At 73.6% G+C, this 13,750-nt stretch carries 9 protein-coding genes; 1 reads left to right on the top strand and 8 read right to left on the bottom strand.

All coding sequences use genetic code 11. From position 1 onward, the window contains the following. Window positions 1-10: 10 nt before the first annotated feature. From ACQPYE_RS17110 to ACQPYE_RS17100, 3 genes are all read right to left on the bottom strand, one after another. Complete coding sequence (locus ACQPYE_RS17110) at window positions 11-610, bottom strand: hypothetical protein (RefSeq protein WP_498722313.1); 600 nt, start codon at window positions 608-610, stop codon at window positions 11-13. 62 nt (window positions 611-672) lie between these two features. Continuing rightward, window positions 673-975 (bottom strand): WXG100 family type VII secretion target, encoded by a 303-nt coding sequence (locus ACQPYE_RS17105; protein ID WP_498722311.1) that lies wholly within the window; start codon window positions 973-975, stop codon window positions 673-675. A 27-nt stretch (window positions 976-1,002) separates the two neighbouring features. Continuing rightward, window positions 1,003-1,320 carry a WXG100 family type VII secretion target gene (locus ACQPYE_RS17100; protein ID WP_498722310.1) on the bottom strand — a complete coding sequence of 106 codons (318 nt, stop codon included), beginning with the start codon at window positions 1,318-1,320 and terminating at the stop codon, window positions 1,003-1,005. A gap of 267 nt (window positions 1,321-1,587) precedes the next feature. Between ACQPYE_RS17100 and ACQPYE_RS17095 the strand changes: the two genes are divergently transcribed. After that, entirely contained in the window at window positions 1,588-4,986 is a 3,399-nt protein-coding gene (locus ACQPYE_RS17095) for an ATP-binding protein (protein ID WP_498722309.1), read from the top strand. 174 nt (window positions 4,987-5,160) lie between these two features. Here the strand turns inward: ACQPYE_RS17095 and ACQPYE_RS17090 are convergent, their stop codons facing one another. The 5 genes from ACQPYE_RS17090 to ACQPYE_RS17070 form a co-directional block, all read right to left on the bottom strand. Continuing rightward, window positions 5,161-5,916: an SDR family NAD(P)-dependent oxidoreductase gene (locus ACQPYE_RS17090; protein WP_498722308.1), complete on the bottom strand. Its 756-nt coding sequence runs from the start codon at window positions 5,914-5,916 to the stop codon at window positions 5,161-5,163. A 151-nt stretch (window positions 5,917-6,067) separates the two neighbouring features. Further along, window positions 6,068-7,903 (bottom strand): asparagine synthase (glutamine-hydrolyzing), encoded by a 1,836-nt coding sequence (gene asnB / locus ACQPYE_RS17085; RefSeq protein WP_498722307.1) that lies wholly within the window; start codon window positions 7,901-7,903, stop codon window positions 6,068-6,070. A gap of 12 nt (window positions 7,904-7,915) precedes the next feature. Next, window positions 7,916-10,189, bottom strand: coding sequence for an ACP S-malonyltransferase (fabD, locus tag ACQPYE_RS17080; RefSeq protein ID WP_498722306.1), 2,274 nt, complete (start codon window positions 10,187-10,189; stop codon window positions 7,916-7,918). Next, the gene (locus ACQPYE_RS17075; protein WP_498722305.1) at window positions 10,186-12,591 is read right to left on the bottom strand and encodes a beta-ketoacyl synthase N-terminal-like domain-containing protein; all 2,406 of its coding nucleotides are present in this window, start codon (window positions 12,589-12,591) and stop codon (window positions 10,186-10,188) included. The genes fabD and ACQPYE_RS17075 overlap by 4 nt, the downstream gene beginning before the upstream one ends. Then, the gene (locus tag ACQPYE_RS17070) at window positions 12,588-13,736 is read right to left on the bottom strand and encodes an adenine nucleotide alpha hydrolase family protein (protein ID WP_498722304.1); all 1,149 of its coding nucleotides are present in this window, start codon (window positions 13,734-13,736) and stop codon (window positions 12,588-12,590) included. Before ACQPYE_RS17070 ends, ACQPYE_RS17075 begins: the two co-directional genes overlap by 4 nt. Window positions 13,737-13,750 lie beyond the last annotated feature (14 nt).

Raw genomic sequence — 13,750 nt, 5'->3', positions numbered from 1 at the left:
CGCGGGTCGGTCAGTCCTTGTCGTCGCCCTTGTCGTCGCCCTTGCCGCCGTCGCCTTCGCCGTTGCCGCCGCCCCATGGCGTCATGTCGAAGTTCCCGTCGGTGCCCGGCGTGATCTTGAGGCCGGTCGCGTCGCTGATGTACTTCGTCGCGTCCTGGAGGTGCTCGTTGAGCTTCTCCGCGGTGAGGCCGTTCAGCTCCTCGGTCGAGTCGTAGTCGTGGGCGAGCTGTTCGAGGTTCAGCGCGGTCACCTCGAGCGCGTCGATGGCTCTGAGGACGAACTGCTCCACCGAGGCGACGATCCCCGCATCGGCGTCCCCGTCGACCTTGCTGCCCAGCTGGACCGCGTCGAAGAACGCGCCGGGCGCGACGGAGATCTCGCGGAGCTTCTCGATGGACTCGGTCAGGAGTCCTTTGAGCTCACGGAGGTTGGCGGCGAAGGTCCTCAGGACGTCGGGGCTGACCACAATTCCGCCCCCGGCCTCCCGTCGGGGTGGCGGGGGGACCCTCAGGTGCAGGTCCGGCTCGTCACCCTGGTACCCGTTGCCCTCCGGGCCGGAGCCCTGCTGGTACTGGTTGGCGTCGTCGACCCGGCTCCAGTCGATCTTCATGGGACGTGCTCCTCCTTCCGGTGGCCGACCGCGCCGGACGGGTGCCCGGCGCGGTCGGGTCGCTACTTGACGCTGTAACCGCCGAAGGCGTTCACGCCGGCGTGCTCGACTCGCACGTAACCCTGGGTGATCTGTTCGAGGGCGGACTCCGCGGTGAACAGGCTGGCCGGCATCCGAGCCGCGGCCTGGTCCCACTGGGACTTGGCGACCTGGTACTGCTGCTTGGCGTCGCCGCTCCACTCCTGGAGGGTCTGCACGACCTGGAGGTGCATGTCCTCCAGCTCCTTGGTGAGCCGCCTGGTGGTCTCGGCCATCTGGTCGCGCGCCTGGTCGGCGATGCGCTGGTCGAAGGTGTAGTCCGTCATGGTGCTGTTCTCCTCGCGTTGCGCCGGTCAGATGCCCAGACCGGCACCGGTCGGGATGTTCGCCGCGACCTGGATGTTGTCGCTCTCGCCGCGGGTCACCTGCGTCGCGTGGCCCTGCATCAACCTGATCATCTCGTCGAGGGCGTTGATGATGGTCGCGCAGTCGTTGAACCAGCCGGTCATGGAAGAGCGGTAGGCGTTGAACGCGTCACCCCTCCAGACCTGGGAGAGGACGGCCATCGTGTCCTCGACCCGGGCGACGCCCTGCTTGGCGACGTTCTGCGTGTTCTCGAAGTAGCCGGATGCCTGCTGCATCGCCGGCGTGGTGTTGGAAATAGGTGCCATGAAGGTCCCCTTGTCGGATGTGCGGGTGTTCCACGCGCCGAGCGGCGCTCCGATGCACGAAGCCAGTTTTGGCCACGCCGGCCGGCGCTGAGCAGAGTGCGGGGGTGGTGCGTGCCCCAATGTCCGCGCAGTGCTGCCCGGACAGGCGCTCACCCGTGGAGCGACCTGTCCGTCCTGGTGGTTCGATGGGCAAGAATCGACGTGAGCGGTGCGTACGTCCGACGGGACGCGTGTTGCGGCGTGGATGCGTGCGAATCGGAGAGATCAGTGCTCAATGACGTCGGCGGCGGGTTGCGGGTGCAGGTGCTGGGTCCGTTGCGGGCCTGGGCGGACGGCCGCGAACTGCCACTGGGGTCCAACCGCCAGCAGGCGGTGCTGGCCGTGCTGGCCGCGCAGGCGAACCAGGTCGTGTCGCAGCGGGCGCTGATCGCAGGTGTGTGGGGAGGTTCGGCCCCGGCCAGCGCCACCGGCAACCTGCACACCTACCTGTCCGGCTTGCGGCGCGCCCTGGGACCGGCCCGCGACGTGCTGGTGTCCGATCCGGACGGTTACGTGCTGCGCCTGGACCACGGCGCGCTGGACAGCGCGGTCTTCGAGGCCACCCGGCTGGAGGCGGAGCAGCGGCACGCCGCCGGGGACCGCGCCGGCGCGGTCGAGCTGCTGAACCGGGCGTTGGGCCTGTGGTCCGGTGAGTTCTGCGCGGGGGTGCGCAGCCCGTTCATCGAACGCACCGGGCACCGGCTGGCGGGCTTGCGGCTGGACGCGGCGCGGCTGCGGGCCCGCCTCCGACTGGAAGTGGGCGAGCACGCCGAGGCGGCCGCCGAGCTGACCGACCTGGTGCGCCGCCGACCGCTGGACGAGTCGCTGCGCGAGCTGCTGATGCTGGCGCTGCACGGCAGCGGTCGGCACGCCGAGGCCCTGGCGGTGTTCCGCGACGCGCGCGCCGCCTTGGCCGAGCAGGGCTTGGAACCGGGCAGGGCGCTGGTCGAGCTGCACCGGCTGGTGCTGTCGGGTCGGGACGAGCCGGTGGCAGGCCCCTCGGTGCTGCGGGTGGCTCCCCCGCGCTCGGCGCCCCTGCCCTCGTGCGGACTGGTCGGGCGGGCCGCCGAACTGGCGGCGCTGACCGGCGCGCTGGACGACGTGCTCGCTGGCCGGGGGCGCGCGGTCTGGGTCGAGGGCGAGGCGGGCATCGGCAAGACGGCGCTGCTCACCGCCGCGCTGGACCGGGCCGCGGCGCGACCCTGCCACCTGGCCTGGGGGACCACCGACGAGACGAGCGCCGACTTCCCGCTCCAAGTGGTGCTGGAGGCGTTCGACATCACCCCCTCCTCCCCCGACCCCCGGCGCGCGCAGCTGGCCTCCCAGGTGCGCGGGCTGCTGGCCCAGCGCTCGTGGAACCGCACGGCACCGGTGGAACGGCTGTTGGGTTTCGTCGGCGAGCTGTGCGCCGCCGCGCCGATGGTCCTGGTGCTCGACGGCCTCCAGTGGGCCGACGACGCGAGCCTGCTGTTCTTCGACCGGCTGGTGGGCGCCACCGGCCACCTGCCGCTGCTGCTGGTGGGCGCGAGCAGGCCGGACCGCGCGCGGCACGGGACGGGCCGGCCGCGGCGCGAGGTGGTCGCCTCCGGAGGTCTGCTGCTCACCCCCCTCGCGCTGGACGGCGCGGACACCGAACGCCTGGTGGGCGCGGTGGTGGGCGCCTCGTCCGGCCCCGGTCTGCGCTCGCTGGCCACCATCTCCGCCGGGAACCCGCTGTACGCGCTGGAGATCACCGGGCTGATGGTGCGCGACGGCAACGTGCGGGTGGTCGACGGGGTCGCGGAGATCGAGGAGGGGTCGTCCTCCGACGCGTCGTACCAGTTGCGCAGTGGGGTGCGGAAGGGGTTGGCGCACCTCTCCGAGGACGCGCGGGAGGTGCTGCGGTCGGCCGCGCTGCTGGGGATGAGCTTCGACGTCGGCGACCTGGCCGCGGTGACCGGCCGGTTACCGGTACGGCTGCTCGGGCCGCTGGACGAGGCCGTGCAGGCCAATCTCCTGGTGGCGTCGGACGACCTGCTCGCCTTCCGTCACCCGTTCGTGCGGTGGACGCTCTACCGGGCCGTGCCCCAGTCACTGCGGGTGGCCCTGCACCGGCAGGCCGCCGAGGCGCTGGCCGCGAAGGGGGTGCCCGTCGAGCGGGTGGTCGAGCACCTTGCGATCGACCCGTCGGTGGTCGACTCCTGGGTCGCTCTCTGGCTGGTGGAGCACCGCGACGAGGTCGTCGAACGGGTGCCGCTGCCGGCGGTCGACCTGCTGCGACGGGTGTTGGCCAGCGGTCTGGTGGAGGGCGCGGACCGGACCGCGCTGGGCATGGTGCTGCTCCGGGCGCTGTTCCGGCTGGGCGAGGACCTGCGGTCCGAGGCCACCGAGGTGCTGGGCGGCGTCGTCTCCCCGGCGGAGGCCGCCGAAGCCCGGCACCTGCTCGCCCTCGTGCGCCACCGGCTGGGTGACCAGGCGGAGGCCGTGGCGGTCGTGGAAAGCGCCGTGCGGGCGCCCGGCGTGCCGGACGTCTGGCGCATCCGCCATCACGCCCTGCTGGCGTACCTGCGCCAGGACGGCGCCCCGAGTCCGGCCGAGGCGGACGCCGACGCGGCACGGGTGCACGCCGCCGCGGTCGCCGCCGGGGACGCCTGCGAGGCTGCCTACGCGCTGCGGACCCGGTGGTGGCTCGCCACCACCCGGCGGGACCACGACAGCGCGCTGCGCCACGTCGACGCGGCGCTGGACCTGGTGCGCGGGCGTCCGGAGCTGGCCGAGGCGCGCTACGACCTGCTGGACAACAGGGCGTCGACGCTGACTTACCTGGACCGGTTGGTCGAGGCCAGGGCCGCGCTGGAGGAGGCACGGGCCGACATCGCCCTGCGGGGCCTGCCGATCGGGATGCAGGTGCCCGTCGCCGTGCTGTCCTACTGGACCGGCGACTGGGAACGCGCCGTGGTGGAGCTCAGCGGCGTGGGCCGCGACGCGCCCGGCTTGACGTTCTTCGGCGTGCGGCCACCGGACCCGGCGGCGCGGCTGATGCACGGCCTGTCGGCGCTGATCGCGGTCCGCCGCGACGAGTGGGCCAACGCCGCCGTGCACCTGGACCTGGCGGGGGTGACCGGGGCGGGCACCGCGGCGGAGGCGGACGGCGGGGACTTCCTGCTGGTGGCGTCGGCGCTGGCGGCGGAGCGGCGGGGCGGGCCGGAGGAAGCGGTCCGGGCGCTGTCCGCGCTGCTGCGCGGTCGCGGTGACCCGGTCGTGCCGCGCCACCAGTGGCTGCCCCTGCTGGTGCGGTCGGCGCTGGACGCGGGCCACGAGGACGTGGCGGTCGAAGCGGCGGAGCTGTGCGCGCGGGAGGCGGGGCGGGAGGTGCCGAAGGCGGGGGCGACCGCGGCGGCGGCCCACTGCGCGGCCTTGCTGGCACGCGCCCCGGAGGCACTGGCGGACGTCGCCGCGCACTACCGGTCGACGGGCCGGGTCGTGGAGCTGGCCGGCGTGCTGGAGGACGCCGGCGTGCTGCACGCCGGGCGGGGCGAGCGGGCGGAGGCCGCCGAGGTGTTCGCCGAGGCCAACGCCCTCTACGAGCGGCTGGACGCCCGGTGGGACCTGCGGCGGGCCCAGCAGCGCCTGGCCGACGCGGGGTAGCCCGCTCCCGGGACGGCCTGCGCGCCAGGCTGGGACGCGGACCGAACGGCTCGGCCGACGATTCGCACCGGTGGGCCGGTCCGGGCGGAGGTCCGGGCACGCGTTGATCCGGGGCGCGCGAGCAGGCCCCGGATCACCGTGTCGTACATCGCGTGGGTGCGCACCCCACGGGCATCAGCCCGCGGCGACCGGCGCGCGGGGGTCGGGCGGTGCGGCGAAGACCAGCGGTCGGCTCGGCCAGCCGGACTGGACGTACCAGCACTCACCGGTGCCGGGCGAGTCCGCGACGGTCTCGAAGGCGGTCACCACGTCGGACACCTCCAGGATCGGCATGCCCAGCTCGTGGATCACCCCCCGGAAGCCGTCGATGATGGGCGTCTCGGCGAAGCCAGGGCACAGGGCGTTGATCCGGATGCCCTCGTGGGCGTGCAGCGGGGCCAGCGAACGCACGTAGTTCACCACCGCGGCCTTGGTGGCGCCGTAGACCGCGTCGAAGGGCATCGGGATCAGGCCCGCCAGGCTGGCCATCGCCACGATGCTGCCGCCGCCGCGCGCCCGCAGCGCGGGCAGCGCCGCCTGCACGCCGAAGACCACCCCGTCGAGGTTCGTGGTCACGACCTGGCGGTAGTGCTCGGCGTCGAACTCGCCACCCCGACTGACGATGCCCGCGTTGAGGCAGGCGATGTCGAGCCCGCCGAAGTCCTCCACGGCGGCCTCGACCGCGACCCGGCTGTCGTCGACCTCGCGCACGTCGCACCGGACGAACAGCCCGCCGATGTCCTCGGCGACCGCCGCGCCGGCCGCAGCGTCCACGTCGGCCACCACGACGCGGGCGCCACCGGCCGCCAACCGCCTGGCGACTGCCTCGCCGATGCCGTTCGCGGCCCCGGTGACCAGCGCCACCTTGCCCTGATAGGCGTTGTCGTCCACCACGACCTCCTCGTTGCTCTTGAGCTCGAATCACACCTGGACCGCGGGTCCCGGACAACCCGGGCGGTCGGGGCTTTACCCCTTCGTCACACCGGGGTGCCCGAACAGGTGACCACGTCAGGACCGCTTCAGGACCACGTCAGGACAGGGTTCAGGACAGCTTCAGCCGCGGTGCGTTCGCGTCGATCCAGAACGCCAGCTCCAGTGTCCGCTCCAAGCCGTTGCGGTCGGCCTGCGCGCGGGCCGGTTCGGTGGACCTCACGGCGGCGGCCAACCAGTCGCGGCTCACCACCTCGAACACCGGGTGCGCCGGGTCGGCCAGCACGCCGGCGGCGGCACTTCGCAGCGCCCGCGCGTAGGCCGGGTCCTGGGTGGACGGGTAAGGGGCCTTGGGCCGCTGTGCGACCGCAGGGGGCAGCAGGTGGGCGGTGGCGGCACGCAGCAGGCTCTTCTCCCGCCCGTCGAAGGTCTTGAACGACCACGGCGTGTTGTACACGTACTCCACCAGCCGGTGGTCGCAGAACGGCACGCGCACCTCCAACCCCACCGCCATGCTCATCCGGTCCTTCCGGTCGAGCATGGAGCGCACGAACCGGGTCAGGTGCAGGTGCGAGACGCGGCGCATCCGGTGCTCCTCGTCGCTCTCGCCCTCCAGTCGCTCGACGGCGGCCACGGCGTCGCGGTAGTGGTCGTCCACGTACTCGTCCACGGCCAGCGCCCGTGCCGCCTCGGGGGCGAGGATGGCGCGTCCGTCGCCGAAGAAGCGCCGGATCGCGGCGAGCCACGGGAACGCGTCGGCCTGCTGGACCTGGGGGAGGTGGAACCACAGGTAACCGCCGAACAGCTCGTCGGCCGACTCCCCCGACAGGGCCACGGTGGCGTGCTGCCGCACGGCTTTGAACAGCAGGTAGAGCGAGGTGTCCAGGTCGCCCATGCCGCCGGGCAGGTCGCGGGCTCCGACGGCCTTGGCGAACAGGTCGGTGTCGGCCAGCTCGTCGCTGCCCAGGACGATGTCCCGGTGGTCGGTGGCGCAGTGCCCGGCCATCTCGTGCACGAACGGGGCGTCCGGCGAGGAGCGGAGCTGGTCGGCGACGAAGTCGTCCGGTCCGGCGAAGTCGACCGAGAAGGTGCGCAGGCTCTCGCCCCGACCGGCCAGGTGCCGCACGGCGAGCGCGGTGAGCGCGGACGAGTCCAGACCACCGGAGAGCAGCATGCACAGGGGCACGTCGGCGCTGATCTGGGTGCGGACGGCGTCGTCGAGCAGGTCGTGCACGCGGGTGATGGTGGTGGGCAGGTCGTCGGTGTGGGGACGGGTGGTCAGCGACCAGTACACGTGCTCGCGCACTCCCTGTGACGTGACGGTCACGACCGTGCCCGGCACGACCTCGCGCATGCCCTCCCAGACCGCGTTCCCCGGGTTCTTGACCGCGCCGAACACCTCGCGCAGCCCGTCGAGGCCGACGACCCGCTCGGCGAGCGGGTTGGCCAGGATCGCCTTGGGCTCGGAGCCGAAGAGGACCCCGTCCGCGGTCGGGTAGTAGTAGAGCGGCTTGACGCCCATCCGGTCCCGGATCATGACCAGGCGGTGCTGCCACGAGTCCCAGATCGCGAAGGCGAACATGCCGTCGAGCCGTTCCGCGACCGACTCGCCCCACTCCAGGTAGCCGCGCAGCACCACCTCGGTGTCGGACTCGGTGGTGAACCGGTGACCGCGGCGGCGCAGCTCGTCGCGCAGCGCGCCGTGGTTGTAGACCTCGCCGGAGTAGACCAGCGCGACCGGCAGCTCCTCCCCCGACGCCATCGGCTGCACCCCGCCGACCAGGTCGATCACCGCCAGCCGGCGGTGTCCGAGCGCGACCCGGGGCCGGACCCAGGTGCCCCGCTGGTCCGGGCCACGACAGGCCATGGTCTCCGTCATGGCGTCGATCACGTGCCCTTCGCGCGTCAGGTCGCGCTCGTGGGCCACCCATCCGACGATGCCGCACATGCCAGGCTCCTCTCACCGGTTCCGCGGGACCCGGCCGGCGGCGCGGATCCCCTCCACCAGGGCGGTCAGGGTCCGCCCCGGACCGACCTCCACGAACTCGACGTCGCCGTCCGCCAGCAGGCGGTCCACGGTGTCCGTCCACCTCACCGGGCTCGTCATCTGCCGCGCGAGCACCTCCTTGACCCCGCCCGGGCGGTACGGCTCGCCGTCCACCGAGGACAGCACGGTGATCAGCGGGTCCCGCAGCTCGACGTCGTCCAGCAGCACCGCGAACTCCTCCGCCGCGGGGCGCATGTACCGCGAGTGGAACGGGGCGCTGACGCCCAGCCGCACCCAGCGGCCGTGCGCGCGCTCCACCACCGGCCGGGCGCGGTCCAGCGCGTCGTCCGGGCCGGCCAGCACGTGCTGCTCGGGCGCGTTGTGGTTGGCGACGTCCAGCTCGTCCAGCCCCTGCTCGGCCAGCAGCCGCTCCAGCCGGGCGAGGTCGAGCCCGACGACCGCGGCCATCCCGCCGCCCGTGGCGCGGGCCATCAGCCGGCCGCGCCCTTGGACCAGTCGCAGACCGGTCTCGAAGTCGAACGCGCCGGCGGCGAACAGCGCCGCGTACTCGCCGAGGCTGTGCCCCACCAGGACGTCGGGCCGGTGCCCTCCGTGCAGGTAGGAGAGGGCGCAGACCACGTAGAGGGCGGGCTGCGCGTACTCCGTGGACCGGAGCGCCCGGCCCGGGTCCCGCAGGCACAGCTCGCGGATCGAGTACCCGAGGACGTCGTCGACCGCGGCGACGTGCTCGGGGAAGGCGTCGAACAGGTCGGCTCCCATGCCCTTCGCCTGGGCGCCCTGGCCGGGGAAGGCGACCACCCGCCGGCGGGCCCGGCGGGCGGGCGCGGCGGGCCGGGCGCGGAGGTCGTCCGACGCCCGGACGTCGTCGCCGAGGTGGGTCAGCAGCCCGCGCGACCGTGACCGCGACCCGGTCGGGAGCAGGGCCCGCACGATTCCGTGCAGCGTCCCCGCCGGGCTGAGGTCGACGTAGTGGTGCGGTCCCGTGCGCTCCAGGCCGGCGAGCGTCGCGGTGAACTCGATCGGCGCCCTCGTCGCGCGCCAGAGGTGCTCGGCGGTCAGCCGGTCGACCGGGCCGGCTGTGGCGCACGAGACGACCGGGAGGCGGGGTTCCCGCAGGCCGGCGGCGGCCACGGTGCGCAGGAACGACTCGCGGGTGTCGTCGAGCAGCCGCGAGTGGAACGCGTGTCGCACCGGCAGCCTGCGGCAGGGGACCCGCAGGTCCCGCAGGTCCCGCTCCGCCGCGTCGAGCGCCTCCGCCGACCCAGAGACCACGAAGTGCCCCGGCTGGTACCGGGCCGCGATCTCGGTGCCGTCGCGCAGCGCCGGGACCTGCTCGTGCAGGGTGTCGTCGGCCAGGACGGCGAGCATCCCGCCCGACGGCGCAACCAGCGGGGACCTGGCGTGCCGGACGAGCGCGCGCAGGCACGCCGCCTCGTCCAGCGCGCCCGCGAGCACGGCCGCGGTGAACTCGCCGAGGCTCGCGCCGACCAGCAGGTCGGGTTCGACACCGCGGTGCCGCAGGAGTGCGGCGAGCGCCAGTTCGACCATGACGACCGCCGGGGAGGTGAGCACCGGGTCGTCGAACACCTCCGCCGGACCCACGCGGGGGTCGTAGAGCCGGGCCACCACGGATTCGCCGGCCTCGGGCGCGACCACCGCGTCCAGCCGGTCCAGCTCGTCGCGGAACACCCGTTCGACCCGGCGCGGCCCGCCGCCCATGTGGAAGTGCTGCGATCCCAAACCCGCGAGCAGGAACACCGTCGTGCCGCCCACCGGGTGGTACGCCGGCGGTGCGGTGCGGGAGGTGACGCGGGCGCGGACGACCCCGGCGAGCGTGTCGGTGTCCGACAGCACGGCGTCCGGCAGCCCGGCCTGCGCGGTCCGGCCGGCCGGTGCCGCCACGAGCACCACCGCGCCCGGGTCGCCGCAGGCGACGGCCACCCGGCAGGAGCCGCCGGTCAGCGCCGCGCGGGCCAGCCGGAGTGCGACCAGCTCGCCACCGGGTGAGGTCACCGCCGGCCCCGCCACCCCCAGCACACCGGCGAGCAGCTCGGCGGAGGTGCCGGGCTCGGTGAACAGCCCGAGGTCGGTCATCGGGCACCCGGCGTCCACGACGGCCGCGCGCACCACCTCCGGCAGGGGGCGGCCCGCGGTCTCGGCCACCCCGGCGACGATGACGCCCCCGGCCGGGCGGAGGAGGTCCAGCAGCCTGGCCCGGCCGTTCACGGCGATCCCTCCCGCCGGGCTGCGGCACGGCGGGAGGTCCGCCCGTCCCGGCCGGCGCCCACGACCGGGGTCGCCCCGACCAGGTGCGCGTGGTGCTCGGCGAACGCGCGGATCGTGGGGTGCTCGACGAACGCCGAAGCCTCCACCCGCGCACGCAGCTCGTCACCGAGCCGGGCGGTGATGTCGATGAGGATCAGCGAGTCCAGACCGAGCTCGAACAGGTTGCGGTCCGGATCGGCGGGCTCCTCGCGCCCCAGCACGCGGGACACCTCCCGGCTCACGAAGTCGATCAGCACGCCGAGCCTGTGCTCCTCCGGGGCGCGCTCCAGGCGCTCGCGCAGCCCGTCACCGGTCCCGGCCCCCACGACGGCCACGTCGGGCTCGACCCAGTGCCGGGTGCGCTCCCACGGCGTGGTGGGCAGCGGCACCCGCCGACCGGCGCCCCGCACCAGGGACCAGTCGACCTCCGCCCCGGCCGCCCAGAGCTCGCCGATCGCGTGCAGCAGCGACGCCGTGCCCGGTTCGCGCGCCCACGGGTCGAACACCACCGGCCGCGTGCCGGCGACCAGGTCCTCCGGCACCTCGGCGGTCGACGCGTCCGCCACCCGACGGGCCACGTCGCCGCCCTCGAACCGGGCGATCCGGACACCCCAGTCGCCCAGCAGCCGCGCCAGGGCGAGGTGGGCGAGGAACGCGGCCCGGTCGTCACCCGCCGACAGCGCCTCCTCGCCGTTCCCTACGACGGCGTCCACGAGCGCGCGGTAGGCGGGCAGGCGCCGGTAGAGCTCGACCGCGTGCCCACCCCCGTCGACGAGCCGGTCGGCGACCGCGAACACCACCGCGACCGGACCGTCCACGTCTCCGGTGACCACGCGCGCGGCATCGCCCAGCGCGAGGGTCAGCGCCGCGTCCCGCAGGTCCGAGCACACGAGCGCCCGGCGGTGCCGGTGCGCCGAGCGCCCCACCGCCAGCGTGTGGGCCACGTCGGCCGGCGACAGGTCCGGGTGCCGCTTCAGGTGCCTGGCCAGGTCCGTGGTCAGCCGGTCCAGCGCGGTCTCCGAGCGGGCCGAGAGGACGAGCAGCTGGGGACCTCCCGACGGTGTGCCGGGCGGTCGGGGCGGGGCCTGCTCCAGCACCGCGTGCGCGTTGGTGCCGCCGACGCCGAAGCAGCTCACGCCCGCGCGCAGCGGTCCGTCCGACTTCCACTCGGTCAGCCGGGCGTTGACGTGGAACGGGCCGGAGGCGAAGTCGACGCGGGGGTTGGGCGTGGCGAAGTGCAGGCTGGGCACCAGGGTCCGGTGCCGGAGCTGGAGTATCACCTTGATCAGGCCGGCCATCCCCGCCGCCGCGTCGAGGTGGCCGACGTTGGTCTTCACCGAACCCAGGGCGCACCCGGGGTGCGGCGAGCCGGCGAACGCCTCGTTCAGCGCGGCGACCTCGACCGGGTCGCCCAGCGGCGTGCCCGTCCCGTGCGCCTCGACGTAGGTGATCGAGGAGGGGGTGACGTCCGCGACCTGCTGGGCCGCCCTGATGACGGCCGCCTGACCGGCTGCGGACGGTGCGGTGAAACCGGCTTTGGCCGCGCCGTCGTTGTTCACCGCGGTGCCCTTGACCACAGCGTGGACGAAGTCGCCGTCGGCCAGGGCGTCCGCGAGGCGCTTGAGCACGACCACCCCGACACCGCTGCCGTGGACCGTGCCGGCGGCCCGCTCGTCGAACGCGCGGCACCGCCCGTCGGGGGACAGGACCATGCCCTCCTGGTGGAGGTAGCCGGCGCCCTGCGACAGGTTGAGGCTCACCGCGCCCGCCAGGGCCACGTCGCAGTCGCCGCCGAGCAGCGCCACGCACGCGGCGTGCAGCGCGACCAACGACGTGGAGCAGGCCGTGTTGACGCTCATGCTCGGGCCGCGCAGGTCGAGCTTGTAGGACACCCGCATGGCCAGGAAGTCCTTGTCCCCGGCGAGCATCATGCGGTAGCGCTGCGCCGATGACGCCATCCGGTAGCGGTCCCGCAGGTTGTGCAGCAGGTAGGTGTTCATCCCGGCCCCGGCGTAGACACCGATGGCCGCGCTGTCGTCGCCCGGCCGGTACCCGGCGCTCTCCAAGGCCTCCAGCGAGCACTCCAGGAACAGGCGGTGCTGGGGGTCGAGGATCTCGGCCTCGTCGTCGGTGATCCGGAAAGCGGCGGCGTCGAACAGCTCCACACCATCGAGGAACTGGCCGGCCGGGACGTAGCGGGGATCGGTCGCCAGGTCAGGTGCCGCGCCGGACGCCACCTGCTCGTCGGTGAGGAACGTCGCGGAGTCCACGCCACCGGCCAAGTTCCGCCAGAACCCGTCCACCGAGCTCGCGCCGGGCACCCGGCACGCCAGGCCGATGACGGCGATGTCGGATTCGCTCACCGCGACCCCCCGTGTCCCAGCGCGATGTCGAGCTCGGCGGCGGTCTCGCGCAGCCGGAGGAAGCTGCGGGCGACGGACCTGGCCGCGACGTCGTCGCCGTGCAGCTCGCGGAAGATGTCCACGAGCTCCTCCTCGTGCCGACCGGGGGCAGTCTCGCCGGAGGCGATGTCCAGCACGATCGCCTTGAGCCGCCGCTCGACGTCGGGCAGGTCCGCGGTCCCCGAGAACCTCAGGCTGTAGGTGGAGCGGTCGTAGTCCTCGTTGCGGCGCACGGCGCGCAGCCGACTGGCCGCGTTGAGCTTGTAGAACGCGCAGTCGAAGTGCCGCAGCGAGTAGAGGTTGAGCAGCGGGTAGAGCGTGCAGTGCGTCTCCAGCGGTGAGGAGTCGTACAGGCCCTTGGCCTTCAGCTCCGCGATCATCCGGTCCGGGTCGTAGGCGTAGCGGGTGCCGACGAACGGGAACACGATGCGGGGCAGCGCGTCCTCGTCCGCGAACAGCACGTCCTCCAGCTCACCGCCGAACAGTCGGTCCGCCAGGGCGCGGCCGAAGGTGCGGTAGAAGCCGCGCACGACCTCGCGCACGTCGGACTCCATGGTCAGGGTCTGCTGGGGGTCGGCGCACAGCACGATGTAGGGGATGTCGTGGCGCACCGCGCAGAGGATCGCGCGGATCACGAAGAACGTCCGGCAGGAGACGCAGGGCAGCTTCTCGTCCAGGTACCGGCCGGGTTTCCCCGGTGTCGAGGTGAACACCTCGCGCATGACGGACTTGATGCCGGTGTGGTCGGAGTCGAGCACGAAGTCCGCGTCGATGAGCCCACGGACGCGCCGGACGTTGTCGGCGGCCTGGGCGCTCTCGAACGGCACGTCGAAGGTGTAGGCGAGCACCTTGAGCCCCTGCTCGTTGACGAACCGGTCCAGCACGTAGGTGCTGTCCTTGCCGCCGCTGTACATGAGCAGGCAGTCGTAGCCGCCGTCGCGGCGGGGTTCGGCGGCGTCGAACCGCTCGAAGACCTCCTTGGTGTACCTGAAGTTCTTCAGCAGCTCGTCGGCGGACTCCAGGGTGCAGAGGTTGCAGACGCCGTCGTCGTCGAGGGTGATCCCGGGGTGCCCGTCGCGCAGGGTGCAGATCCGGCAGTGGGTCATGGTGGCTCTCCTGC

Source organism: Actinosynnema sp. CA-299493, assembly GCF_050946825.1.
In the GTDB taxonomy this organism is placed as follows: Bacteria; Actinomycetota; Actinomycetes; order Mycobacteriales; family Pseudonocardiaceae; genus Actinosynnema.
The sequence above is the reverse complement of the archived record's forward strand: the minus strand, read 5'-3'. Positions and strand labels throughout refer to the sequence as shown.